This is a genomic window from Pseudomonas sp. yb_2 (assembly GCF_043103905.1).
Lineage (GTDB): Bacteria > Pseudomonadota > Gammaproteobacteria > Pseudomonadales > Pseudomonadaceae > Aquipseudomonas > Aquipseudomonas alloputida.
The window spans coordinates 78,570-104,962 of the sequence record NZ_JBICKH010000055.1 but is presented as its reverse complement, the minus strand read 5'-3'; the positions used below and the strand labels follow the sequence as shown (position 1 = coordinate 104,962).

Annotated in this window: 19 protein-coding genes; 9 read left to right on the top strand and 10 right to left on the bottom strand. The window is 63.6% G+C overall.

The window, feature by feature from the left end; all coding sequences use genetic code 11:
* Window positions 1-126 precede the first annotated feature (126 nt).
* Window positions 127-1,494 (top strand): NAD(P)-dependent oxidoreductase, encoded by a 1,368-nt coding sequence (locus tag ACF8FB_RS13775; RefSeq protein ID WP_392511471.1) that lies wholly within the window; start codon window positions 127-129, stop codon window positions 1,492-1,494.
* Complete coding sequence (preA, locus tag ACF8FB_RS13770; protein WP_100774388.1) at window positions 1,495-2,769, top strand: NAD-dependent dihydropyrimidine dehydrogenase subunit PreA; 1,275 nt, start codon at window positions 1,495-1,497, stop codon at window positions 2,767-2,769.
* Between the two features lie 132 nt (window positions 2,770-2,901).
* Here the strand turns inward: preA and ACF8FB_RS13765 are convergent, their stop codons facing one another.
* The 5 genes from ACF8FB_RS13765 to gnd form a co-directional block, all read right to left on the bottom strand.
* The gene (locus ACF8FB_RS13765; RefSeq protein WP_028697673.1) at window positions 2,902-3,522 is read right to left on the bottom strand and encodes a TetR/AcrR family transcriptional regulator; all 621 of its coding nucleotides are present in this window, start codon (window positions 3,520-3,522) and stop codon (window positions 2,902-2,904) included.
* Complete coding sequence (locus tag ACF8FB_RS13760) at window positions 3,522-3,878, bottom strand: VOC family protein (protein ID WP_003251273.1); 357 nt, start codon at window positions 3,876-3,878, stop codon at window positions 3,522-3,524. The genes ACF8FB_RS13765 and ACF8FB_RS13760 overlap by 1 nt, the downstream gene beginning before the upstream one ends.
* Before the next feature lie 66 nt (window positions 3,879-3,944).
* Complete coding sequence (locus tag ACF8FB_RS13755) at window positions 3,945-5,741, bottom strand: glycoside hydrolase family 15 protein (RefSeq protein ID WP_350298080.1); 1,797 nt, start codon at window positions 5,739-5,741, stop codon at window positions 3,945-3,947.
* A gap of 65 nt (window positions 5,742-5,806) precedes the next feature.
* On the bottom strand, window positions 5,807-7,312 hold the full coding sequence (gene zwf, locus ACF8FB_RS13750) for a glucose-6-phosphate dehydrogenase (RefSeq protein WP_350298081.1): 1,506 nt from the start codon (window positions 7,310-7,312) through the stop codon (window positions 5,807-5,809).
* Window positions 7,309-8,292, bottom strand: a complete 984-nt coding sequence (gnd, locus tag ACF8FB_RS13745) for a phosphogluconate dehydrogenase (NAD(+)-dependent, decarboxylating) (RefSeq protein ID WP_010954838.1) — start codon at window positions 8,290-8,292, stop codon at window positions 7,309-7,311. Before gnd ends, zwf begins: the two co-directional genes overlap by 4 nt.
* Before the next feature lie 202 nt (window positions 8,293-8,494).
* Between gnd and ACF8FB_RS13740 the strand changes: the two genes are divergently transcribed.
* Complete coding sequence (locus ACF8FB_RS13740; RefSeq protein ID WP_164721823.1) at window positions 8,495-8,662, top strand: DUF6026 family protein; 168 nt, start codon at window positions 8,495-8,497, stop codon at window positions 8,660-8,662.
* A 42-nt stretch (window positions 8,663-8,704) separates the two neighbouring features.
* Here ACF8FB_RS13740 and ACF8FB_RS13735 read toward each other — a convergent pair whose 3' ends face one another.
* The 5 genes from ACF8FB_RS13735 to ACF8FB_RS13715 are packed head-to-tail and all read right to left on the bottom strand — an operon-like array spanning window position 8,705 to window position 14,674.
* On the bottom strand, window positions 8,705-8,962 hold the full coding sequence (locus tag ACF8FB_RS13735; protein ID WP_104961296.1) for a PAAR domain-containing protein: 258 nt from the start codon (window positions 8,960-8,962) through the stop codon (window positions 8,705-8,707).
* A 54-nt stretch (window positions 8,963-9,016) separates the two neighbouring features.
* The gene (locus ACF8FB_RS13730) at window positions 9,017-9,979 is read right to left on the bottom strand and encodes a PoNi-like cognate immunity protein (RefSeq protein ID WP_350298082.1); all 963 of its coding nucleotides are present in this window, start codon (window positions 9,977-9,979) and stop codon (window positions 9,017-9,019) included.
* Window positions 9,980-9,994: 15 nt separating this feature from the next.
* Window positions 9,995-10,948 (bottom strand): PoNe immunity protein domain-containing protein, encoded by a 954-nt coding sequence (locus ACF8FB_RS13725; protein WP_392511470.1) that lies wholly within the window; start codon window positions 10,946-10,948, stop codon window positions 9,995-9,997.
* A 10-nt stretch (window positions 10,949-10,958) separates the two neighbouring features.
* Complete coding sequence (locus ACF8FB_RS13720) at window positions 10,959-12,362, bottom strand: hypothetical protein (RefSeq protein ID WP_392511469.1); 1,404 nt, start codon at window positions 12,360-12,362, stop codon at window positions 10,959-10,961.
* On the bottom strand, window positions 12,359-14,674 hold the full coding sequence (locus ACF8FB_RS13715) for a type VI secretion system Vgr family protein (protein WP_392511468.1): 2,316 nt from the start codon (window positions 14,672-14,674) through the stop codon (window positions 12,359-12,361). The genes ACF8FB_RS13720 and ACF8FB_RS13715 overlap by 4 nt, the downstream gene beginning before the upstream one ends.
* An 897-nt stretch (window positions 14,675-15,571) precedes the next feature.
* On the opposite strand from ACF8FB_RS13715, the gene glgA reads away from it, so the two are divergent.
* The 6 genes from glgA to glgX all read left to right on the top strand — a co-directional run bounded on the left by glgA (window position 15,572) and on the right by glgX (window position 26,296).
* The gene (gene glgA / locus ACF8FB_RS13710; RefSeq protein ID WP_010954845.1) at window positions 15,572-17,131 is read left to right on the top strand and encodes a glycogen synthase GlgA; all 1,560 of its coding nucleotides are present in this window, start codon (window positions 15,572-15,574) and stop codon (window positions 17,129-17,131) included.
* A 14-nt stretch (window positions 17,132-17,145) separates the two neighbouring features.
* Window positions 17,146-18,888, top strand: coding sequence for a malto-oligosyltrehalose trehalohydrolase (gene treZ, locus ACF8FB_RS13705; RefSeq protein ID WP_392511467.1), 1,743 nt, complete (start codon window positions 17,146-17,148; stop codon window positions 18,886-18,888).
* Window positions 18,885-20,954, top strand: coding sequence for a 4-alpha-glucanotransferase (gene malQ, locus ACF8FB_RS13700; protein ID WP_392509201.1), 2,070 nt, complete (start codon window positions 18,885-18,887; stop codon window positions 20,952-20,954). Before treZ ends, malQ begins: the two co-directional genes overlap by 4 nt.
* A complete protein-coding gene (locus ACF8FB_RS13695; protein WP_010954848.1) occupies window positions 20,951-23,725 on the top strand; it encodes a malto-oligosyltrehalose synthase in 2,775 nt (924 codons plus the stop codon). Before malQ ends, ACF8FB_RS13695 begins: the two co-directional genes overlap by 4 nt.
* 14 nt (window positions 23,726-23,739) lie before the next feature.
* Complete coding sequence (locus tag ACF8FB_RS13690; RefSeq protein ID WP_049588259.1) at window positions 23,740-24,006, top strand: DUF2934 domain-containing protein; 267 nt, start codon at window positions 23,740-23,742, stop codon at window positions 24,004-24,006.
* 136 nt (window positions 24,007-24,142) lie between these two features.
* The gene (glgX, locus tag ACF8FB_RS13685) at window positions 24,143-26,296 is read left to right on the top strand and encodes a glycogen debranching protein GlgX (protein WP_010954850.1); all 2,154 of its coding nucleotides are present in this window, start codon (window positions 24,143-24,145) and stop codon (window positions 26,294-26,296) included.
* Window positions 26,297-26,393: the final 97 nt, after the last annotated feature.

Here is a 26,393-nt window from a genome sequence, read left to right as displayed (position 1 = left end):
GGCTGCTGTGCAGCCCATCGCGACGCAAGGCCGCTCCCACAAGGACCGCGATCGCCTGTGGGAGCGGCCCCAGAATCGACCGCAATACCTGTCGCCTGCACCAAAAAAAATAGAGAGGCTACAACCGTGACGAACGCCCTGAACCATTTGCCGCGCCCCCGGGCCGGCGCCGACCAGTTGGCCGAGCGCTTCAGCGACCTGGCCCCACCCCTCACCGCGCGTCAGGCCGCCCTGGAAAGTGCACGCTGCCTGTACTGCTACGACGCCCCCTGCGTCAACGCTTGCCCCAGCGAAATCGATATCCCCTCGTTCATACACCGCATCAGTGACGAAAACCTGCAAGGCGCCGCCGAGCGCATTCTTTCGGCCAACATTCTGGGCGGTAGTTGCGCCCGCGTGTGCCCCACCGAAATCCTCTGCCAGCAAGCCTGCGTGCGCAACAACGCCCAGGAATGCGCGCCGGTGCTGATCGGCCAGCTGCAGCGTTACGCCCTGGACAACGCCCAGTTCAGCGCACACCCGTTCAAGCGCTCGGCAGCCACCGGCAAGCGTATCGCCGTGGTGGGCGCCGGCCCGGCAGGGCTGTCCTGCGCCCATCGCCTGGCCATGCACGGGCATGACGTGGTGGTGTTCGAGGCCTGCGACAAAGCCGGTGGCCTCAACGAGTACGGCATCGCCCGCTACAAGCTGGTAGACGACTATGCCCAGCGTGAAGTGGATTTCTTGTTGGGCATTGGCGGTATCGAAGTCCGCCATGGCCAGCGCCTGGGTGGCAACCTCAGCCTGGGCGAACTGCGCGATCAGTACGACGCGGTGTTCCTGGGCCTCGGCCTGAATGCCGTGCGCCAGCTAGGGCTGCCCGACGAGGAAGCCCCTGGTGTGGTCGCCGCCACCGAATACATCCGCGAGCTACGCCAGGCCGATGACCTGAGCCAGCTCCCGTTGGCCGAGCGCTGCCTGGTGATCGGTGCTGGCAACACGGCCATCGACATGGCTGTGCAGATGAGCCGTCTGGGTGCCCGCGACGTCAACCTGGTGTACCGCCGTGGCCACGCCGACATGGGCGCTACCGGCCACGAGCAGGACATTGCCAAGGCCAACCAGGTACGCCTGCACACCTGGGCCCGCCCTGATGCCGTGCTGCTGGATGACGCCGGCAAGGTCCGCGGCATGCGCTTTGCCCGCACCGAGCTGGCGGAAGGCCGCCTGCGCGATACCGGCGAAACCTTCGAGCTGGCTGCGGACGCCATTTTCAAGGCCATTGGCCAACGCTTTGACGATGCCAGCCTCGGCGACCCGGTGGCTGCGCAACTGGCCCGCGAGGGTGAGCGCATCCGCGTTGACGAAAACCTGCAGACCAGCCTGCCGGGCGTGTACGCAGGCGGCGACTGCACCGCGCTGGGGCAGGACCTTACCGTGCAGGCCGTGCAACACGGCAAGCTGGCCGCCGAAGCCATCCATGCCCAACTCATGCTCAACGTGGAGGCAGCGTAAATGGCCGACTTGTCTATCGTATTTGCCGGCATCAAGGCACCCAACCCCTTCTGGCTGGCCTCCGCACCGCCAACCGACAAGGCCTACAACGTGGTCCGCGCCTTCGAGGCCGGCTGGGGCGGCGTGGTCTGGAAGACCCTGGGCGAAGACCCTGCGGCGGTCAACGTGTCGTCGCGCTACTCGGCGCACTATGGCCCCAACCGTCAGGTACAGGGGATCAACAATATCGAGTTGATCACCGACCGCTCTCTGGAAATCAACCTGCGTGAAATCACCCAGGTGAAGAAGGACTGGCCCGACCGCGCACTGATCGTGTCGCTGATGGTGCCGTGCATAGAGGAATCGTGGAAGTTCATCCTGCCGCTGGTGGAAGCCACGGGGGCCGATGGCATCGAGCTGAACTTCGGTTGCCCGCACGGTATGCCGGAGCGCGGCATGGGGGCAGCCGTCGGTCAGGTGCCGGAATATGTGGAAATGGTCACCCGCTGGTGCAAGACGTACTGCGCGCTGCCGGTGATCGTGAAGCTTACGCCGAACATCACCGATATCCGCCAGTCGGCCCGCGCCGCGCACCGGGGCGGGGCCGATGCCGTGTCGTTGATCAACACCATCAACTCCATCACCAGCGTCGACCTGGACCGCATGGTGGCCCACCCGATTGTCGGAGACCAGAGCACCCATGGCGGTTACTGCGGTTCGGCAGTGAAGCCGATTGCCTTGAACATGGTGGCGGAAATCGCCCGTGACCCGGAAACGCGGGGCTTGCCGATTTGTGGCATTGGCGGCATCGGCAACTGGCGTGACGCCGCCGAGTTCATGGCCCTGGGCAGTGGCGCCGTGCAGGTGTGCACAGCGGCGATGCTGCATGGCTTCCGTATCGTCGAGGACATGCAGGACGGCCTGGCACGCTGGATGGACCAGCATGGGCATCCCACTATCGAAGCGTTCCGCGGGCAGGCGGTGGGGCATACCACCGACTGGAAATACCTGGACATCAACTACAAGTCGGTCGCGCACATTGACCAGGAGGCGTGCATTGGCTGCGGGCGCTGCCACATTGCGTGCGAGGACACCTCGCACCAGGCGATTGCCAGCACGCTGAAGGCTGACGGCACGCATGCCTACAGTGTGATCGAAGAGGAATGCGTAGGCTGTAACCTGTGCCAGATCACCTGCCCGGTGGAAAACTGCATCGAAATGGAGGCACAGGATACCGGCAAGCCGTACCTGAACTGGACGCAGGATCCGCGTAACCCGTACCGCGAGGCCAGTTGAAGCAATGGGGCTGCCATGCAGCCCTTCGCGGGCTTGCCCGCTCCCACAGGTTCTGCGCTGTCCTCAGAAATGGCGCAGTCCTGCGGGAGCGGGCAAGCCCGCGAATGCCGCGCAGCGGCCTTCATCGCCGGTTCACGGCTCCAGCCCGATCCCCCGCAAGATCACGCTGGTCACCGTCTGCACCGCACTCTCGAACGCCATGTCCGACAGCATCTCGCCGCCGTTTAGCAACTGCACCTGGTAGCCGAAGTCGGCGTAATGCTGGGTCGAGGCCCAGATCATGTACAGCAGCGCCGACGGCTCCACCGGCAGAATGCGCCCCTCTTCCACCCAACAGCGGATCTTGGCCTCTTTCATCTTCGCCCAGGGCACCAGGCTTTCGTCGAGGTTAACCCCCAGCACCGGCGCCCCGTGCAGCATCTCTTCGGCCCAGATCTTCGAGCCCAGCGGCCGCGAGCGCGAATGGCCCATCTTCGCCCGGATGTAGCTGGTCAGCACCACACGCGGGTCGTCGAAGTTCTCGAAGCACAGGGCGTCCTGCTTCCACACATCCAGCAGGTCCTGCAGCACCGCGCGGAACAGCTCGTCCTTGGTGCTGAAGTAATAATGCAGGTTGGAGCGTGGCAGCTCAGCCTGCTCGGCGATATCCCCCATGGAGGTGGCGCCGTAGCCCTTCTCGGCAAACACCTTTTCCGCCGCTTGCAGGATTTTTTCGATATTGCGTCGGCGGATTTCGATCTTGTGATTGGCCATCAGGCTTGGGCCGTCCACACCGCCAGCTCATAACCGTCAGGGTCGATGAAATGAAAGCGCCGCCCGCCGGGGAAGGCAAAGGTCGCCCGGCTGATTTTCGCCCCGGCAGCTTCGATCCGCTGCTGCGTGGCCTCCAGGTCGTCAGCGTACAGGATGACCAGCGGCCCGCCCGGGCGCACCGGCTCACCCGTGGTGAAGCCACCCGTCAACCGGCCATCGCTGAACTCGGTGTAGGTCGGCCCGTAGTCGGTGAACGCCCAGCCGAATACACTGCCATAGAAGGCCTTGCTCCGTGAGATGTCGCTGACATTGAACTCGATGTTGTCGATCTGCCGGTCAGTACCGCGAATGCCCATGTATGCTCCGTGCCGAAAGGGTTTGGCCTAGTCTACTCCGGTGAAGGCAGTCGCCCTACTCATTCGCTACCCACAACGCGCCCGGTCGCGCGCCGGGCACTGTGCGCGGTGCAGATTCAGCGCGGTGTTGATGATGCCTATCTGGCTGAAGGCCTGGGGGAAGTTGCCGAGCATGCGCTGGCCGGCCGGGTCGTACTGTTCGGCCAGCAGGCCGAGGTCGTTGCACAGGCCGGTCAGGTGTTGGTACAGCGCTTCGGCTTTGGCCTGACGCCCCAGTAACACATAAACGTCAGCCAGCCAGAACGAACACACCAGGAAGGTGCCCTCTCCCGGCGTCAGGCCGTCGCTGCAGCTGTCACTGTCATAGCGCAGCAGCAGGCCGTTCTTCATCAGACGCTGTTCGATCTGTTCGAGGGTGCGCATGAAGCGTGGGTCATCCGCCGGCAGGAAGCCGGTCAGGGCGATCTGCAACAGGCTGGCGTCCATTTCGGTAGAACCATAGGCCTGGACGAAGAACCGGCCGCTGGGGTCGAGGCCGTGCTCGCACACGTCGCGGTGAATCTCGTCAGCCACCTGGCGATAATGCTGCCCACGCTCGCGGCCTTCTTCCGTGGTGTCGGCCAGCCCTGCGGCGCGGTCGAAGGCGACCCAGGCCATCACCTTGGAGTGCACGAACTGCTGCCGGCCGCCACGCACTTCCCAGATGCCTTCGTCCGGCTCGCGCCAGATACGTTCGACATAAGGCAATATCAAGCGCGAAATGGCGGCGCTGCGCGGGTGGCGGGGCAACCCGCCCTTGATCGCCTGGGTCATCGCATCGGCCAGTTCGCCATAGATGTCCAGTTGCCTCTGCGCCGAGGCGGCGTTACCCACCCGCACAGGCTGAGAATGCTCATAACCGGCCAGCCACGGCAAGGTGTACTCCTGCAGGTCGCGCTCGCCAGCCAGGCCATACATGATCTGCATCTGCTCAGGGTTACCGGCCACCGAGCGCAGCAGCCACTCGCGCCAGGCCTGGGCCTCGTCGAAGTAGCCAAGGTTCATGAAGGCCAGCAGGGTCATGGTCGCGTCGCGCAGCCAGCAGAAGCGGTAGTCCCAGTTGCGCTCGCCGCCCACACGCTCGGGCAGCGACGTGGTGACGGCAGCGACAATACCGCCGGTGGGAGCGTAGGTCATGGCCTTGAGGGTGAGCAGCGAGCGGCGCACCAGGGCGGTATACGGTCCTACCTGCGGGCAGCGGTCGGCGAAGGCCTGCCATTGCTCGCAACTGTTTGCCAGGGCTTGGTCGATGTTACAGTCAGGCTGCACCGGCAAGTGCGAGGGCTGGTGACGCAGGCTGAAGACCTGGCGCTGGCCCGTGCTGACGCGAAAGCGGCAGCCGGTATGGTGGTCGCGGGCTTGCGGGGGCACGGTGCTGCACAGGATCAGCCGGTCAGGGCCGGCGACGGCACTGAGGGTCAGTGGGTCGAGCCGTTCCACCCAGGGCACGCTGCGGCCGTAGTCGAAGCGCATGACCAGATCCATTTCGAAATGGGTTTCGCCAGACAAGCCTTCGACGATGCGCACCACCGAATTGACTTCGCCCAGGGGCATGAAGTCGAGCACCCGGGCACGACCGCTGGCGGTGACCCAAGTGGTTTCCAGCACCAGGGTGTCGCCCAGGTATTGGCGGCTGCTGTGCGTTACCGGGTCGCAAGGGGCCAGGCGCCAGCGGCCATTTTCTTCGTTGCCCAGCAGGGCCGCGAACACCGCGGGGGCGTCGAAGCGTGGCAGGCACAGCCAGTCCAGCGCGCCATCGCGGCTGACCAGCGCCGCACTGCGGCAGTTGCCCAGCAGGGCGTAGTCTTCGATTTGGGCAGGCATCGAGTCTCCTTTGTGTGGTTGCCTGTGCTTGCCCGCGAAAGGGCCGGTACAGGCTTGCAAACCTCTCACCCCAACCGGTGCCACTCCCGCTTGTCGCGGGTCAGCAATTCATTGCCGGCCTCAGGCCCATCTTCGCCAGCCGAGTACTCATGCACTTCGCCGCCCTGGGCCCAGGCATCGAGAAACGGCTGCACCGCTCGCCAGCCGTTTTCGATGTTGTCAGCCCGCTGGAACAGGGTCTGGTCACCGGTCAGGCAGTCATAGATCAGCGTCTCGTAGCCAGTGGCCGGGGTCATCTTGAAGAAGTCCTTGTAGGCAAAACCCAACTCGACATTCTCCATCACCAGCTCTGGCCCGGGCCGTTTGGCTTGCAGGTCGAACCACATGCCTTCATTGGGCTGGATCTGGATTTTCAGGTAGTTGGGTTTGGGCCGTTCCAGCTCCGACTCGCGAAACTGCGCATACGGTGCGGGCTTGAAGCAGATGGCAATCTCGGTGTCACGCACGCTCATGCGCTTGCCGGTGCGCAGGTAGAACGGCACGCCGGCCCAGCGCCAGTTGTCGATCATCACCTTCAGCGCCACGTAGGTCTCGGTCTGGCTATCCGGCGCGACGTTGGGCTCCTGCCGGTAGCCTGGCAACGGCTTGCGCCCCTGCTTGCCGGCGCTGTACTGGCCTCGTACGGAATTCTTCAGGGCCATTTTTGCCGACCATGGGCGAATAGCGCCGACCACCTTGGCCTTTTCACCGCGCACCGCATCGGCGCCGAACGCGGCCGGCGGCTCCATGGCCACCATCGCCAGCAACTGGAACAGGTGGTTGGGCACCATGTCGCGCAGGGCGCCGGTGCTGTCATAGAACGCACCACGGGTCTCGACACCGACGGTTTCCGCTGCGGTGATCTGCACGTGGTCGATGTAGTGATTGTTCCAGAACGATTCGAACAAGCCGTTGGAAAAACGGCTGACCAGAATATTCTGCACCGTCTCTTTGCCCAGGTAATGGTCGATGCGGTAGATCTGCCGCTCGCCCATCACCTTCAGCAGGCAGGCGTTGAGCGCCTCGGCGCTGGCCAGGTCGGTGCCGAACGGTTTTTCAACCACCACCCGGCGAAAGCCGCCGGCAGACTCGTCCAGCAAGCCGGCCTGCCCCAGGCGCTGCGCCACCTCGGGGAAGAAGCGCGGCGACGTGGCCAGATAGAAAATGGCATTGCCGTGGCGGGTCTTGTCGATGCGCCTGGCCAGGGCCTGGTAGGTGGCCGGATCGAGAAAGTCGCCCGTCTGGTAATCCAGGCGCTTGGCCAGGCGGGCCCATAGCTTCTCGTCCAGGCACTTGGCGCTGCCCTCGCCGCCTTTGTCACGCTCGACCATGAACGCGTGCAGGCGCGCGGCGAAATCCTCGGCGCTGGCCGGGTTATGGTCAACGCCGACGATGCGCAGGTTACGGTCCAGCAAACCGTCACGGCTGAGGTTGTACAGCGCGGGCATCAGCAGGCGCTTGACCAGGTCGCCATTGGCGCCGAACAGGAACAGGGTACAAGGGGGGGCGGCCGCAAGGGTCTGTTTAGTCATTCGCCTTTCTTCTCGACGTGGCCACCGAAGCCCAGGCGCATGGCCGAGAGGATCTTGTCACCGTAGGTGCCCTGTTGCTGGCGCGAACGGAAGCGCGCGAACAGTGCGCTGGACAACACCGGCACCGGCACCGCCTGCTCGACGGCGGCGTCGATGGTCCAGCGGCCTTCGCCACTGTCGGACACCGAGCCACTGAATTGCGACAGCTGAGGGTCGGCCACCAGCGCATCGGCGGTGAGGTCGAGCAGCCACGAGGTCACCACGCTGCCGCGTCGCCACACTTCGGCAATTTCGGCCACATTCAGGTCGAAGCGCTGGTCTTCGGGCAACTCGTTGCCGCCTTTGCTGCGCAGCAGGTCGAAGCCTTCGGCATAGGCCTGCATCAGGCCGTACTCGATGCCGTTATGCACCATTTTCACATAGTGCCCGGCGCCCGGTGGGCCGGCATGGATGTAGCCGTGCTCGGCACGCTGGTGCTCGCCGCTGCGGCCATGGGTACGCGGGATGTCGCCCACGCCCGGCGCCAGCGCCTTGAACAGCGGTTCCAGGCGCTCGAACACGTCCTTTTCGCCGCCGATCATCATGCAGTAGCCGCGGTCCAGGCCCCACACGCCGCCGGAAGTCCCGACGTCCAGATAATGCAGGCCGCGCTTGGCCAGTTCTGCAGCGCGGCGCATGTCGTCCTTGTAGAAGGTGTTGCCGCCGTCGATGATCGCATCGCCCGGCTCCAGCATTTCGGCCAGCTGGGCGATGGTCTGCTCGGTGGCGTCACCAGCCGGCAGCATCACCCATACCGCGCGCGGCGCTTTCAGCTTTTGTACCAGTGCACCGAGGTCATGCGCACCCTGGGCGCCTTCGCCCTCCAGGCCGGTGATGGCATCACGGTTGCGGTCGTGCACCACGGTGCGGTGACCGGCGCGCATCAGGCGCCTTGCGATATTGCCGCCCATACGGCCCAGCCCGATGATTCCCAGTTGCATGAGCCAATGCTCCCTTTTCGAAATGGATGACGACAGTCCAGCTTTTCAGATTAGTCCAGCATGCCGCCCGAGGGTTCAGCGACGAACGGCAAGACCACAATAAACAAAAAAGTTCCCAAGCCCGGTGAAAGAATTCAGAATGCGCCCCGCGTGAAGCGTCTACGCTTTGACTTGTCACCAGCCAAAACCGCGAGGTGTGCTCATGGGTACATTGATGCCAGCAACCCCACCCCAGACCCTCTATGTCTCCGTGCGCCGTGATGAGCTGCGTAAACTTAAAGACGAACGTGACCAGCTGCGTCAGCAGGTCGCCCAGTTGAACCTGCTGTTGGCGCAAGCGCGCACCGATGGCAAGACCGTCAGCCTCTGATCTTGCCCATTCCCTGTGGGGGCTGAACCGCTCCCACTTCGCTTAATCGAGCAACCAACTTTTATCGCCATTTTCCAGGACGCCGCCATGACTGGTAGCATCGCCTACTCTAGCAAGCGGCTGTCCTTCATCCATCATCAGCGCCGAGCCGCTGGTGATCGCCGCCCCACAGCCGAGCCTGTCGCCAACCCTGGCGGCCGCCCTGCCGTTGACGAAGAACAGGCTGGAGCCGCTGCTGACGCTGGTGGGGCCGCACAATGGGCAATGGTGAGGGTGACCAAGCAGAACGATGGCAGGCATTGTCGCCACTCCTGAATCTTGTAAAGCGCCACGCACTCATGCCGGCAGCGCCAATCAGAATGTCCTCGACAGCCGCCAGTGAACCACCTGGCCATCGATCTTGGGGAAGGGTGTCTGGTGCATGAACACCTGTTCACCCACACTGCGCTCGACGCAGGTGTAATGACCGGGCCATGGGCAAGGGGTGCCAGAAGGCCAGCCAGGAGCGTCCTCGCGCCTGGCGGTTTCCGGGTCGCGGAACTGTTTGCCCAGTCGTCGGTAATGCGCCCTTGCGATGAGTGCCTTTGGAAAAAAATGTGGGGCGCTCTCCAGAGCATCCCCTGGCACAGACCATAAAAACGCTACCAGCGCCGCTTCGAGTGCCCAGTAGCCCAAGTGGTCACCCCGTGCCCGGGCATGGCGATCGTGCCAATAGCAGCCATGCGCCTTGGCATACCACTGTTCGAGATAGCGCAAGAGCGCTTCATGCTGCGCTTGGCCACGCAGGTCGAGGCTCTCCAGCAAGGCGGCGTAGGTCTCGGGGTGAAGCAGCGAGGTCCCCGGGTATGCCTTGCCCAGCCGCAGGAACAGGCGATGCAGCAGCAGGTCGGGGCTGCGCTCGTCGTCCTGGTTCAGCCAGCCCAGCACCTGGTCGACACGATCGGGGTAACCGCACAGCACGGCCAACGACAGCAGCCACAAGGCAACCCGGTATTCGTCCGCCACCCAGGGGCGCAGTTGCTCGCAGGTTGTCGGGTACGCTGAAAAATGCCGGGTGAACTGGGCGAACGCGTAATCAACATAGGCCTCCACCAGTTCCAACGGCTCGCCACCCGAGTAGCGCTGGATGGCCAGCTCCAGTGCCATGTGCGCCCAGTCGCGGCTAAGGCCACGGTAATGATGCTTGCGCTCGGCGGGCCCAGCCAGCAAGGCCTGGAGGTCAGGGTTGGCGAACTCCTGCTCTTTTTCACAGGTCGAGGCGTGGTAATGCTGCTCGACCATCCACGGGTCGCGCTTGATGCTGTCGAACGGGTCCATTGGCCCTCCCGCACGCTATAAGCCTTTCACCAAGCGCCAAACCACGGAGCGCCCATTTTCGCTCGGCATCTCTACGCCTTGCATGAATGTCTGAGGCCCTACAGCCCATTCATCACATACCCACACACCCGTGCGCGGGCAAATTTCACCCGACTTGGCAAGTGCATCCGAATATGGCGCGCTTTGCAGGTGTTCAGGGAAGCTTTTGATCACTTGACGCTTGCGAGCATCGTCTACCAAATCCTTCGGGTAAAAAGGAAGGTCTCTGTAGGGTGCATCGTCGACGCCCCACAGCACAGTGACCAATCCTGCCTCAAATGCCCAGTAGCCAAAGAAACCCGCATCGCTTCGTGCTTTGTGCCGATCATGCCAATAACAGTTGCGCATGCCTCGATACCACTGCTTCAGGTAACTACGCACTGCCTGTTGCTGCTCATCCTTCTCAGTATTTAAAGCATTGAGCAATTCTTGATAAGGGCGCTCATGAATCAACGTGCTCCCAGGGATAGTCACCCCAACACGAGAAAACAGTTGTCGCAACAAGATGTCTTCACCGTCATCAGGATCTTTACTTAAATAGCTTACAATTTGCGTGATGCGCCCGGGCACATTCAACAGCACTGCCAAAGACAAAAGCCAAAGAGCAAACTGGTATGCGTCGGGCTCCCATAGTCTCAGCGAGAAGCTCGGATAGGCCTGTTTATGACGCTGAAACTGAGAAAACACGTGCTCAGCATAGGGCCGGAGGGTCTCTAATGGCTCGCCTCCTGAATACAACTCAATCAATAGCTCAAGTGATTGATAGCACCACCCCCAACTTAATCCCTCCACATTAACATAATCTGGCCAAGATTTAGCCAAAAACTCTTCAGCGCTCCGCTCAAAATATTTCTCCTTCAGATAAGACACATCATCCACATAAAACTTCTCTTGCAGGAGCGGCTCTCTTTTAACTCGATCAAAATGCACCTGACACCTCCTATCGAACAGTATCAACAATGGCTCTAGCATTACCGTCGAGCTTAGTCACACTCGATACGACCCCGTTTTCGTTTACAACTATTAGCCACCGCTCGTACCCCGCCTCTCGAATCGCATCTCCCTCCTTACGCCCCAACGCGCTTTGTAATCTGGGGCCAATCCACGCATCACTCATCTGCCTGGCACTCGGATACCCCTCACTCCCCTTCGTAACCGGCAAACTACCCGGCGAAAACGTGCCCCCCGTTCGATACTTGGTCTCGGTAATAATGAACGGTGGTGGCGGATGGGCATTACGATAGACGCCATCCAGCCCACGCCCGGTGGGTTTCATTTCCAGGCTGCGAGGCCCACGCGCGGCGGACAACAGGTTTTCATGACCCTTGCCGAGCATGTACTGATCACTAACCACCTCCCCATAAATACCCTTCTGCGCCCGGGTCGCCGTCGCGTGATCGAACACGTGCACATTGGCACCCTGCGCAGCGACTGTCGGCGACGTGGGCACGGGCGGGCCGAGCACACCTTCGGGGCGCTCAAGGTAACGCGGGCGCATGCCGATGCCAGAGGTCACCCGCCCACCACTCATGGCCATGGGCACCGGCTTTTGCGCATGCACCCCGGCTTGCGCAACCTGCGCGGGCAGGTCGCTGGCCTGCTCCAGCACCTTGGCCAGCCTGGCATCGAGCTGCATCAGCGCATGCGGGATTTCCCGCACGGCATGCACCTGCACGGCGTAGAACTGCGCTTCCATGGCCTGCAACCGCACCAACAGACGCGACGCCGCCTGGTTGAACGGCCAGTTGCCCAGGTAGCTGCGAAGCTTTGCCGTTGCCGCGAGAACCTTGGTCAAAAACAGGTTCAGGTAGGCCAGCAAGTCCTTTTCATAGCTCGCGAACCTGACCTGGCGCAGCCAGAACTCCACGCTGCCGCGGGTGAACTTGCCGAGAAACGCAACCACTGTCTGCAGGATGACCTGGCTTTCACGGATCAGCAGCAAGCACAAACCACGCAAGAACGCTGCTGCTTCCTGCCCAACCAGTGCGCCTGCCATCGAGCCCACGGGAGTGCCCACCGCCCCCACCACAGCGCCGATGATCGGCGCGATCAGGGTCATCAGGCAGGCCACCAGCAACACCCACTCTTGCCATTCCGGCGGCTGCGGCGTTGCCTGGCTGCCGTCCGCCGCGTAGCGCTTGCCCAGGCGCAGGCACACCGCAGCCAGGTCACGGGCACTGAGCACAATCACCACCCCCGGCACCAACGACAGCAGCATGTCGGCGATGACCACGCTCAGTGGCCGCTCCTCGGCAAACTCGCCAAGCACCAGGTCACGCAGCCAGCCAAAGCCGTCGGCCACTTTTTCCACCGCTTGGTCCAGCCAGTCAGCTGTCGAACTCATGGCTGGCCACCTGCCGAGGTGCAGCCGGCAAGCAATGCCTGCAAGGCAGCATCCAGCTCGGTTGCAGTCGTCAGCTGCAGCGGGCCTGGGCCAACTTCGTAGCGCACCTGGGCGCTGCAACCGGGGGTAACGCCAGCCAGGCGGGCATAGCCGTTCTGGTCGACCACGCCCTGGCGCTGGGTGCCATCGGACAACGTTGCCACGTAGGCCGTGCCCGCAATCGGCGTACCGTCGGCATGCACCAGGCGAAACTCGATTTCGTCCTGCTCAGGTGCAGGCGGTACTCCGTAACGTGCAGGCGCCTTGACCTGGGCGATGGCGTGTAACAGCAGTGGTTCGGGGCAACCGATTTCGATGCGGCCATCGCTCAGCTTGATAAAGGCCCCGCCGCAGCTCAGGGTCAGCGACGTTCGGCTGTCGATATGCACATGGCCGTGATGACTGGTGATCGACACATCCTCATCGGCGTCGACCCGCAGTTGCCCGCCGACCTGCACGCGCTTGTCCAGCGCGACCTGCTCGGTGGCCTCAAGGCCGACCATGACACTTAGCGCACCGCCAACGGCCAGCGACTTGCCCAGGCCAATGCTTTCAACTTTGCCAAGGGCGACCGTTTCGCGCTTGCTGGCGCCAACCTTGACGCTGCGGTTGCCGCCGATGTCCACCACTTCGTCATGCTCGACGCGTTCGCTACGGTCATTGCCAATGAGCGTGGTTTCGTTGTGTTTCACAACATTGTTCTGGTCGCGCTCGGCATGTATGAACACTTCCTGCCGCCCCAGCTCGTCTTCGAAGCGCAACTCGTTGAAGCCATCGCCTTTATGGGTCTGGCTCTTGATGGTCATGCGGGTCTTGTGATCCGGAAGGTCGTACGGCGGCAGCTGGTCACCGCAATAGGTGCGCCCGGTGATCATCGGCTGGTCGGGGTCGCCATTGACGTACTGGACAATCACATCCTGGCCAATACGCGGGATGGCCATCGAACCCCAGCTGCCACCAGCCCAGCCTTGCGACACCCGTACCCAGCAGGAACTGAACTCGTTGTTCTTGCTCTCCCGGTCCCACGGGAAGCTGACCTTGACCCGCCCCCATTCGTCGCAATAGATCTCCTCCCCAGGCGGGCCGACCACGGTGGCCATGTGTGGGCCATCAATGCGCGGCTTGGCCATGGGGGCCGGGCGCCACTCGGCCATGCCCTGCACCAGCAACGCATCGTTCACGTAGCGGGTGCCTTGTTCAGCGCCAGCCGCTTCTTCCTGCAGGCTGGTGAGCTGGGTACCTTCGTGACACAGGCTGATCACGCGCCAGTGAACATTGAGGTCTTCCCGCGGGTGGCCGACGAGGGTGAAGCTCAGGCCTGTCTGCAGGCGCACATCGTCGCCCTGCACTTCAGCCAGGCATGCGTCGTGGCGCAGCGCCGTCAGCCGTGTTTCAGTGAAGGGCTTGCCCACCGCATCGCGCTTGTAGCGCCCCGGGTAATCAAAGCGCTCGTAGTCCAGTGACTGGTGCGTGACGCCACTGGTCTGGGCCTTGTGCTCCTGCCGGTAGGCCGGGTTGGTGAAGGTGTAGTCGCGCTGCACTTGCCGCGCAGTACGTACCTGCTCGCAATAGCGCAAGCGCCGCAGGCATGCGCGGGCCTGGTCGCCACCACTGCTGGCGTGGTACAGCACTTTGTCGGGGCCGACATCATCCTCATCCAGCCAAAGCGCCTCGTCGTCCTCTGCCTTAAGCGCGCCCCGGCTGAGCAGCCCAAACGACAGCAAGCGGTCGGTAACGATCAGCGTGTGCTGCCGGGCGCAGTGTTCGAAGCGGTAGACGAACCCCTCTTCAGCGGCAAGGCGATGGATGAAGTCGAGGTCGGTTTCACCCGCCTGAACACAAAACTCCCGCACTTGGTGCTGCGCGCTGCTTTTCAGCTCAAAGCGGGTGATGCCCTGACGCTTGAACATGAGTTCAAGAATCTGCGGCACGGTTTTCTGCTGAAAGATCCGCCAGTTCGAACGCAACCGCGCGCGGGCCAGCTGCGGCTCGACCACGGCGTGGTAGCGCGTGCGACAAAAGCCGGTTTCGCCCTGGCTGAAGGCACTGACTAGGCCATGCACATGACGCAGTGGCCGGTCTGCGCTGTAAAGGGTGAATAGCGCAGGCTTGTCGAGGACGTGGCCGAAATCGATATCACTTTCGTAGCTCACAAGTTCCAGGTTCAGCACAAATGGCTGGTTGAGGGTTTCATCCAGCTTGAATGAAACCACTTCAAATTCCGTGCGCCCGGCGAGCGCCTGAAAACTGAAGCGAAAGTCGGACTGTTTCATGAGTTGCTCTACCCGCCATCATGTTTGCCGGCGAAAAACAACCACACCCTGGCTTTCTTCAAGATGAGAATATCGAACTAAATTGGCCCGCCACCAAGGCTCAAGCCCGCTAGATGCTTGGCATTGCGGGCTTCACCCCATGACGGCGATCAGGATGAGGCAGTGGATTGAAGAGCAACTTAAACCGTATCACCATGACAAGACAGGAACGATGGGTTTAATACAAATAGAGATTCCGCAGGCAATTTCCTACAGCATGAACTTACAACTTTTTATCATGCGATCCGTTTGCCTGACTGCCGACCCTGTAACTCAGATAATTATTCGAGCCAAACTTATTGAACCGCTTGGATACTCGCCCCTGTGCAGGGTGCCGCACCGATATAGGATTGGGCACATCCGGACATGCACCAGCCAGCCCCATTTGGCGGTACGAATACGCACCAAAACAGTGCGCAATTGTCATGCATGGGGCAATGCCGTTCGCCCCTCACCCTCTCGCGCGCCCTACCTTCACCTCCGCTTCAATACGCCAACGTTTGCGTCTATTCCGCGGCATCACAATGGTGACCAGTGGGTCACCTTTTTATCTTTTTCTCTCCTACACTCAGGCTTCGGCCCGCCATTTGCTCAATGGAAGAGTGACGAAAAAAAGTCGAACTTTACGGAAAGCGGGCAGGTCAGGAACTAAGTAGGCCAAACGCAAAGGGACTTCCCAGCCACGGCCACCAACCCAACAGCCCAATCGCTTTCGGCCGGAACGCCGATCGCGCCGTGCGTGCGCGCACGACACAGGGGCATGGAACGCACTACGCAGCATTCAGCAAGCAGAGAGAACCAGCACGAAACATCGCCACGGGTGCCAGCACCCGACCAAGCATAGGGACGGAGAGAAGTATGATCAGTGCCGCTGTCGAGCCTCACGTAGACGCTTTCAAACCGGATAACCGCGAGCCGCTCACCCCGGATTTCGCCACGACAGGCAAGGCACCCGGCGCCCAGCGCCAGCACAACCCGAACAAGCGCAAGATTCTGTTCGTGACCTCGGAAATCGCCGACCTGGTGAAAACCGGTGGCCTGGGTGACGTGTCCGCTGCCCTGCCCCGTGCCCTGGCGCACCTGCACGATGTGCGGGTCCTCATCCCCGGCTACCGCCAGGTGATGGAAAGCGACAACCCTATACATATCGTGGGTGAACTGGGCGGCCATGCGGCCCTGCCGCCATGCAAGATCGGGCGCATGGACATGGCCGACGGCCTGGTCATCTATGTGTTGATCTGCCCAGAACTGTACCAGCGCGACGGCACACCCTATGGTGCCAACAATGGCCGCGACTGGCCCGACAACCACATCCGCTTCGCCCGCCTGGGCCTGGCTGCCGCCGAAATCGCGGCCGGCGAAGGCAAGATCCACTGGACGCCGGAAGTGGTGCACGCGCATGACTGGCCGGCCGGCCTGGCCCCGGCCTACATGCACTGGCGTGGCCTGAATACGCCCACGCTGTTCACCATCCACAACCTGGCGTACCAAGGTGTGTACAGCCGCGGCTGCAGCCCGGAGCTGGCAATACCCGAACATGCCATGCAGCAAGAAGGCATGGAATTCTACGGCAAGCTGTCGTTCCTCAAGGCCGGCCTGGCCTACTCCAGCCACATCACCACAGTCAGCGCCACCTATGCCCGGGAAATCACCACCCCTGAATTCGGCTGCGGCCTGGACGGTTTCCTCGCCAGCAAGGCCCAGCAAGGCCTGCTCGGTGGCATCCCCAACGGCATCGACGAAAGCTGGGACTCGGCTACCGACAAGCACCTGCAACACAACTTCAGCATCAATGACTGGGAGGGCAAAGCGCGTAACACCCAGGAGGTGCGCGAGCTGTTCGGCCTGGACGATTCCGAAGGCCCGCTGTTCGCCGTGGTGTCACGGCTGGTCTATCAAAAGGGCCTGGACCTGACCCTGGGCGTGGCCGACTACATCGTCGAGCAAGGCGGGCAGATCGCGATCATCGGCCGCGGCGAGCCGGAAGAGGAACAGGCTATGCGCGAGCTGGCGCTGCGTCACCCAGGCCGCATCGGTGTACGTATTGGCTTCAATGAAACCGATGCCCGGCGCATGTTCGCCGGCAGCGATTTCCTGCTGATGCCGTCGCGCTACGAGCCGTGCGGCCTCAGCCAGATGTACGCGCAACGCTTCGGCTCGCTGCCGGTAGCACGTAATACCGGTGGCCTGGCCGACACCATCGAGTGCGGCGTAACGGGCTTCCTGTTCAACGAGTCCACCGTCGAGAGCTACCGCGAGGCACTCAGCCGCGCCTTCTATGTATACGGCAAGAAGGACCTGCTGAACGCCATGCGCTGCCTGTCGATGACCCAGCCGTTCAACTGGTGCCAGGCGGTTGAACCCTATGCCCGCCTGTACGAGGACCTGGTCAAGCAGACACAACTGAGCCATTACTGAGCGGGGGTCGGAAGATGCACAGACATGGCGCACACTTGCTGGACGCCACGTCGGCGCGCTTCGCCCTCTGGGCGCCGGATGCGCGCAGCGTGAGCGTGGAACTGGAGCGGCAGCCGGCCATCGAACTGCTGCCGGATGATGAGGGTTGGTACAGCGGCGTTGCGCCATGCCAGGCCGGTGACCGTTACCACTACCGTATCGACGGTGAGCTGCAGGTGGCCGACCCGGCCTCGCGCTACCAGCCCGACGGCGTACACGGGCCAAGCCAGGTAGTGGATGTGGCCGGTTACGCCTGGCAACACCCGTGGCAGGGCCGGCCTTGGCATGAGGCCGTGATCCAGGAGGTGCATGTCGGCCTGCTCGGGGGTTACGCCGGGGTTGCCCGGCAACTGCCGCGCCTGGCCGAACTGGGTATCAGCGCGATCGAGCTGATGCCGCTGGGGCAGTTCCCCGGCGAACGCAATTGGGGCTACGACGGCGTACTCCCTTACGCCCCACAGAACACCTACGGCAGCCCCGAGCAGCTGTGCGCACTGGTGGACCAGGCCCACGGCCACGGGCTGATGGTGCTGGTCGATGTGGTGTACAACCACTTCGGACCTGACGGCAATTACCTGCACCAGTACGCCAGCCCTTTCTTCCGCGAGGACCGGCAGACACCTTGGGGCGCGGCCATCGATTTTCGCCGCCCGCAGGTGCGCGAGTACTTTATCCAGAATGCCCTGATGTGGCTGTGCGACTACCGCTGCGACGGCCTGCGCCTGGATGCGGTGCATGCCATCGACCAGCCCGACTTCCTGATCGAGTTGGCCCAACGGGTACGCGCCGCCGTAGAACCGGGCCGGCACGTGTGGCTGGTGCTGGAGAACGAGCACAACCAGGCGGGCCTGCTGGAACAGGGTTACGACGCCCAGTGGAACGATGACGGCCACAATGCCCTGCACGTGCTGCTGACCGGTGAAACCGAAGGTTACTATGCCGACTACCAGCATCGCCCCATCGACCAACTGGCACGGTGCCTTGGCGAAGGTTTCGTGTTCCAGGGCCAGGCCAACCGGCATGGCAAACCACGCGGCGAACCCAGCGGGCATTTGCCGCCAAGCGCCTTCGTGCTGTTCCTGCAGAACCACGACCAGATCGGCAACCGCGCGCTGGGTGAGCGCCTGACCCGCCTATGCCCCGCGCCAGCCCTGCGTGCAGCCACCGGCCTGTTGCTGCTGGCCCCCATGGTTCCGCTGCTTTTCATGGGCGACGAAGCCGGCAGTTGCCAGCCGTTCCTGTTTTTTACCGACTTCCATGACGCGCTGGCCGACGCGGTACGCGAAGGCCGTCGTGGCGAGTTCGCCCACTTCGCCGCGTTCGCCGACCCCAAGCAGCGTGAGCACATTCCCGACCCCAACGCCGAACAGACATTCGCCTCTTCACGCCCGCAGAACAAGGCGGTGATCGCCGGCTGGCACGGCCTTTACCAGCAACTGCTCGACCTGCGCCGCCGCCACATCATCCCGCACTTGCCCGGCAGCCGTGCGCTGGGCGCCGAGGTGCACGCTGACAAAGCGCTGACCGCGCGCTGGCAGCTGGGCAACGGCAACACTCTGCGCATCGACCTGAACCTGGCCGACACCCCACAGGCGGTCGAACTGCCCGCGCCATCCACACGGCTGTTCGACAGCAGCGACACCCGCCACCCGGATACCCACCTGGCTGCCTACAGCTGTGTGGTCAGCCTGCTTCCCCCTGCCCAGGAGCGCCCATGAGCGAAACCGCCCTGCACCGTCTGGCAACCAGCGTCGGGCTGAACCGCGACTGGATCGACGCCAATGCCAGGCCCCAGCGTGTCAGCGACGACGTGCTGCGCAACATCCTCGAAGGCCTTGGCCACCCGGCCGGCGATGATGCGGCCGTTGCCGCCAGCCTGCGTGCGGTGGAAACCGCCGAAGACAGCGAACACCTGCCGCCCTTGCTGACCGCCGACGTAGGCCAGCCGCTGGCGCTGTCGCGCTACTTCAGTGCCGCCAGCGTGGCCCACTGCACCCTGGAAGATCACACCTCGGTCACCCTCAGCCTCGATGACCAGGCGCGCCTGCCCGGCGAGCTGCCCATCGGCTATCACCAAGTGGAAATCGACAGCCGCCGCTTCACCGTGGCGGTGGCGCCAACACGCTGCCACAGCCTGGAAGACAAGGTGCAACAGCCGCCACCACGCTGCTGGGGCCTGGCAGTGCAGCTGTACAGCCTGCGCCGCCCCGGCGATGGGGGCTTCGGCGACTGCCTGGCGCTGGAGCAGTTGGCCCGCTCGGCCGCCGAGCGCGGCGCCGATGCCTTGGCTATCAGCCCGATTCACGCCCTGTCGGCCATCGACCAGGAACACTACAGCCCCTACTCACCGTCCAGTCGCCTGCTGCTCAACACCCTGTACACCAGCCCCGCGGCCCTGCTGGGTGAACGGGAAGTGCGCATGGCCATCGAAGCCTGCGGGCTGGAGCAACAACTCGAAGAGCTGGAGCAGCGCCCTCTGGTCGACTGGCCACGCGCCGCCAGCGCCCGGCTGCGTTTGCTTGAAGCGCTTTACCAAGGCTTCAGCCACGGCGACCACCCGCTACGCACAGATTTTGACAGCTTCCGCGAAGCCGGCGGCCAGACCCTGGAGCACCACTGCCGCTTCGAGGTTCTGCAGGCCCAGGCAGTGGAGCACGGCCTCGGGGCCGACTGGCGCAACTGGCCCAAAGCCTGGCATGACCCCTACCACCCGGAAGTGGAGGCTTTAGCCAATGCCTACCCGGCCAAGGTCGAGTTCCACGCCTTCTGCCAGTGGCTGACTGAACGTGGCCTGCAACGTGCCCACGAAGCGGCCCGCAGCAACGGCATGGCCGTGGGCCTGATCGCCGACCTGGCGGTGGGCGCCGATGGTGCCGGCAGCCAGGCCTGGAGCCGCCAGGACGAACTGCTGGCCGGCCTGAGCGTGGGTGCGCCGCCCGACATCCTCAACCACGTAGGGCAGGATTGGGGCATTTGCGCCTTCTCGCCCGACGGCCTCAAGCGCAATGGCTATCGCGCCTTCATCGAGATGCTGCGGGCCAACCTCGCCCACGCTGGCGGCCTGCGCATCGACCATGTGATGGGCCTGCGCCGGCTATGGCTGATCCCGCAGGGGGCCAAACCCAGCGAAGGCGCCTACCTCGACTACCCGCTAGACGACCTGTTGCGCCTGCTGGCGCTGGAGTCGGTGCGTCACCAGGCGATCATCCTCGGCGAAGACCTGGGCACCGTGCCCGACAGCCTGCGCGAAAAGCTGGCCGAGAAAGCGGTGCTGGGCATGCGCGTGCTGCCGTTCGAGCAGACCCAGCCGGGCCAGTTCAAGCCGATTCTCGACTGGCCGGACAATGCCCTGGCCACAACCGGCACCCACGACCTGGCGCCACTGGCCGGCTGGCTGGCAAACCGCGACATCGACTGGAGACACCGCTTGCACCTGATCGACGCCGCTACCGAATTGCACTGGCGACACGAGCGTCAGAAAGAACGCGAAGGCCTGCGCCGCATCCTGGAGGCCAACTACGGCGAACTGAAGGACAACGACGCGCTGATCGATGCGGCCATCCGCTTCGTTGGCCATACCCGTGCACCGCTGGTGCTGGTACCGCTGGAAGACCTGCTGGGCTGCGACGAGCAACCCAACCTGCCGGGCACCACCAATGGCCATCCCAACTGGCGGCGGCGCTTTGCCCGTCCGGTACGCGAACTGCTCGACGACGAGGATGCCGCACGGCGCCTGGAGCTGCTGGCCCAGGCCCGCGAACAGGCGTGGGAGCGTGACCGATGAAGCCACTGACCGCGACCCTGCGCCTGCAATTCCACAGCGACTTCACCCTCGACCACGCTGTACCGCTGGTGCCGTATTTCGCCCAGCTGGGCATCAGCCACCTGTATGCCTCGCCCATCCTCAAGGCCCGCGCGGGCTCGCGCCATGGCTACGACGTGGTCGATCCTACCTGCGTCAACCCGGAGCTGGGCGGCGAGGCCGCGCTGGAGCGCCTGGTTGCCGCCCTGCGCCAGCATGGCATGGGGCTGATCCTCGACACGGTGTCCAACCACATGGCCGTAGGCGGTGCCGACAACCCCTGGTGGCAAAGCCTGCTGGCCTGGGGACGGCGCAGTCCGTATGCAGAGTTCTTCGACATCCAGTGGCACTCCAGCGACCCACTGCTGGCCGGGCAACTGCTGTTGCCGTTCCTCGGCAGCGACTACGGCGTGGCGCTCAGGAATGGCGAGATACCACTGCAGTTCGACAAACAGCAGGGGCTGCTGCAAGTGGCCCATTACGCGCATCGTTTCCCGATCTGCCCGGTCGATTACGGCTGGATTCTCGCGCTCAGCCCGGAACCTGCACTCAAGGTGCTGGCCGAGCGCTTCACGGCATTGGGCGACTCGGCCACCCCGCTGGCCGATAGCCTGCCGCTCCAAGCCGAACTGGCCCGCCTGGTGCGAGAAGGTGCCGACCTCGAATCGGCCCTGGTGGCCTTCGACAGCCGCAGCGAGGCCGGTTTCAAGCGCCTGCACCTGCTGCTGGAACGCCAGACCTACCGCCTGGCCAGCTGGCGTACCGCTGCCGACGACATCAACTGGCGGCGCTTCTTCGACATCAACGAGCTGGGCGGCCTGCGCGTGGAGCGCGCCGTGGTGTTCGAAGCCACCCATGCCAAGCTGTTCGAACTGATCGAACGCGGCCTGGTGGACGGCCTGCGCATCGACCATATCGACGGCCTTGCAGACCCGCGTGGCTACTGCCGCAAACTGCGCCGAAGGGTTGATAGCCTGCTGGCGCGGCGGCCGCTGAATGCAGGGCTGGAGCACTTCCCTCTGTACGTGGAAAAGATCCTGGGTGCCGACGAGCACCTGCACCGCGACTGGCTTACCGACGGCACCACCGGCTACGAGTTCATGAACCAGGTGTCGCTGCTGCAGCATGATCCGGCCGGCGAAGCGCCGCTGAGCGAACTGTGGAGCAACGTCAGCGAGCGCCCGGACTTCCCTGAAGAAGTGCGCCAGGCCCGTCACCTGGTGCTCAACGCCAGCCTGGCCGGTGACTGCGAGTCGGTGGCCCAGGCACTGTTGCAGGTGGCGCGCAACGACCTGATGACCCGTGACCTGACCCTGGGCGCGATTCGCCGGGCCTTGCAGGCGTTGGTGGCGCATTACCCGGTTTACCGAACCTACTTCAATGCCTGCGGGCGCCCGGCGCAGGACGAAACGTTCTTCCAGCAGGCCCTGACCAATGCCCGGCAAGACCTTGCCGAAGCTGACTGGCCGCTACTGGACCAACTTGAACGGTGGCTGGGCGGGCAAGCCTGGCGGCATCTGCCACCGGGGCGCGCCCGCAAGCAACTGCGCCACGCCTGCGTGCGCTTCCAGCAACTGACTGCGCCCAGCGCCGCCAAAGCCGTGGAAGACACCGCCTTCTACCGCAGCGCGCGGCTGCTGTCGCGTAACGACGTGGGTTTCGAGGCCGAGCGCTTCAGCGCCCCCCCCATGCATTTCCACAACGAGGCCCAGCGGCGCCTGCGCGATTTCCCCGACAACCTGCTGACCACCGCCACCCACGACCACAAGCGCGGCGAAGACACGCGTGCACGCCTGGCCGTACTCAGCGAGCGCGGCACGTGGCTGGCCAGCCGGGTAGAGCATTGGCGTGAGCTGGCCGCCCCCCTGCGCGCGCAGTTGGACGACGGGCTGGCACCCAGCCCCGGCGACGAGTTGATGCTGCTGCAGACCCTGCTCGGCAGTTGGCCCTTGGACCTCGACCTGAACGACGACAATGCCCTGCGTCAATACGCCGAGCGTGTTCGCCAGTGGCAGCAGAAGGCCCTGCGCGAGGCCAAGCTGCGCAGTAGCTGGAGCGCGCCGAACGAGGCCTACGAAGGCGCCTGCGCTCATTACCTCGACGGCCTGCTGCTGGACAGCGAGAACCAGCAACTGCGCAAGTCGCTGGCCGACGCGGCGCAGCTGCTGGCCTGCCCCGGCGCTCTCAATGGCCTGGTCCAGGCCCTGTTGCGCATGACCACACCCGGTGTGCCCGACCTGTACCAGGGTAACGAATACTGGGACTTCAGCCTGGTCGACCCGGACAACCGCCGCGCCGTGGACTACGCTTCGAGGCGTCGCACGCTGGACGATGCCACGCCGGCCGCCGAGCTGCTGGCGCACTGGCGCGACGGCCGTGTCAAACAGGCCTTGATCGCCCGCGTGCTGGACTGCCGCCAGGCCCATGCCGAGCTGTTCCGCCGCGGTGCCTACCTGCCACTGACCGTACAGGGCCGGCACGCTGACAAGGTCATTGCCTTTGCTCGCCTGGGGGAAGGCGAGCACGCCATCGTCGTCGCCCCGCGCCTGGCCAGCAGCCTGCTCGGAGGTGCCGCTACACCGTTGATCCCGGCGCAGAACTGGGACGACACCCGGCTGGTATTGCCGTTTGCCTTGTCACCTGCCAACTCGACGGGACTTTTCGCCTGTGCGGCGGTCAGCTCTTCAAAGGAGTTGCCGTTGAGCGCCGTGCTGGCGGAATTTCCGGTCAACGTGTTGATACAACAATCTTGAGCATCAGGAGCGTCATGATGAGTGTCGATGAAAAGCGTATTCGCGAATTTGCCTACCAGATCTGGGAATCCGAAGGTAAGCCCGTAGGGGAAGAAGAACGCCACTGGGAAATGGCCCGCAAGCTGGCCGAGGCCGAAGCGCTGGCGCCCAAGGCAGCCCCGCGCAAGAAGGCAGCGGCCAAGCCGAAGGCGCCTGCCGAACCCAAGGCGGCTGCCCTGCCGGGGGTTAAACCCACTGCGGTGAAAAAGCCCCGGGCGGTGAAAAAGCCTACTGCCGGTTAAGCCTGTCCGGGCCTCTTCGCGGGTAAACCCGCTCCTACAGGTTCATCACAGGCGCATGTAGGAGCGGGTTTACCCGCGAAGTGGCCAATGCAGGACAGCACAATTCCCCTTCCATCACGGCCACTCGAGGATCGTCATGAGCCCCCGCACCCCAAAGAAAACCCGCTCGGTCGCACCATCGCGCATTCGCGAAGGCATGCCCTTCCCCCTCGGCGCCACCTGGGATGGCCTTGGGGTCAACTTCGCTCTCTTCTCGGCCAACGCCACCAAGGTCGAGCTGTGCCTGTTCGACTCCACCGGCGAGCAGGAACTCGAGCGCATAGAGCTGCCCGAATACACCGATGAGATCTACCATGGCTACCTCCCGGACGCTCACCCCGGCCTGGTCTATGGCTACCGGGTGTATGGCCCCTACGAGCCGGAAAACGGCCACCGCTTCAACCCCAACAAACTGCTGATCGACCCGTATGCCAAGCAACTGGTCGGCAGCCTGAAATGGTCCGAGGCACTGTTCGGCTACACCATCGGCCACCCCGATGGTGACCTGTCGTTCGACGAGCGCGACAGCGCGCCTTTCGTGCCCAAATGCAAGGTTATCGACCCGGCGTTCACCTGGGGCCGCGACCAGCGCGTGCAGATCCCATGGGAGCGCACGATCATCTATGAAGCGCATGCCCGCGGCATCAGCATGCGCCACCCGGCTGTGCCTGAAGAACTGCGCGGCACCTTCGCCGGCCTGGCCAACGACGAGTTGCTCAAACACATCAAGGACCTTGGTGTGTCGAGCATCGAGCTGTTGCCGATTCACGCCTTCGTCAACGACCAGCACCTGCTGGACAAGGGCCTGAACAACTACTGGGGCTACAACAGCATCGCCTTTTTCGCCCCGCACCCGCGCTACCTGGCCAGCGGCAAGATCGCCGAGTTCAAGGAGATGGTCGCGCACCTGCACGACGCGGGGCTTGAGGTGATCCTGGACGTGGTCTACAACCACACCGCCGAAGGCAACGAGCGCGGCCCGACCCTGTCGATGCGCGGCATCGACAACGCCTCGTACTACCGCCTGATGCCGGACGACAAGCGCTACTACATCAACGACTCCGGCACTGGCAACACCCTGGACCTGAGCCACCCCTGCGTGCTGCAGTTGGTCACCGACTCGCTTCGCTACTGGGCCGGCGAAATGCACGTGGACGGCTTTCGCTTCGACCTGGCGACCATCCTTGGCCGTTACCACGATGGCTACAGCGAGCGTCATGGCTTCCTGGTCGCCTGCCGCCAGGACCCGATGCTGAGCCAGGTCAAGCTGATTGCCGAACCGTGGGATTGCGGCCCCGGCGGCTACCAGGTGGGCAACTTCGCCCCGGGCTGGGCGGAATGGAACGACCGCTTCCGCGATACCGCACGCGCCTTCTGGAAAGGCGACGAAGGCCAGCTGGCCGATTTTGCCGCGCGCTTGACCGCCTCGGGCGACATGTTCAACAACCGCGGGCGCAGGCCCTATTCCTCGGTCAACTTCATCACCGCCCACGACGGTTTCACCCTGCGCGACCTGGTGTCCTACAACCACAAGCACAACGAAGACAACGACGAAAACAACCAGGACGGCACCGACAACAACCTGTCGTGGAACTGCGGCGTCGAAGGGCCGACCGACGACCCGGCGATCAATGCCCTGCGCATGCGCCAGATGCGCAACTACTTCGCCACCTTGCTGCTGGCCCAGGGCACGCCAATGATCGTTGCCGGCGACGAGTTCAGCCGCACCCAGCACGGCAACAACAACGCTTACTGCCAGGACAGCGAGATCGGCTGGGTGAACTGGGACCTGGACGAGGAAGGCCAAGAGCTGCTGGCCTTCGTCAAGCGCCTGACGCGCCTGCGCCTGGCCTACCCGGTGCTGCGCCGCTCGCGCTTTCTGGTGGGTGACTACAATGAGGCAATTGGGGTCAAGGACGTGACCTGGCTGGCACCCGATGGCAGCGAGATGAGCGTTGAGCAATGGGAAGACCCACACGGGCGTTGCCTGGGCATGCTGATAGATGGCCGGGCGCAGGTCAGCGGTATCGCCCGGCCAGGTGCCGAGGCCACCGTGTTGCTGATCGTCAATGCCCACCATGACATCGTGCCATTCAAGCTACCGGCCGTGCCCGAAGGCGATTACTGGAGCTGCCTGGTCGATACCGACCGGCCGGAGTTGCGCAAGGGGCAGCACCTGCAATTTGATAGTACGTTCGAGGTGAAGGGTCGGTCGATGCTGCTGATGGTGTTGCAGTACGACGAGGAGTGAACGGTGATAGCCCAGGCAGGTCCTACGTTGTGATCGCCACGCCAAACCCGGTGGGAACGGTGTACCGGCCCCCACAGGGTTTGGCGGCGACAGTGAG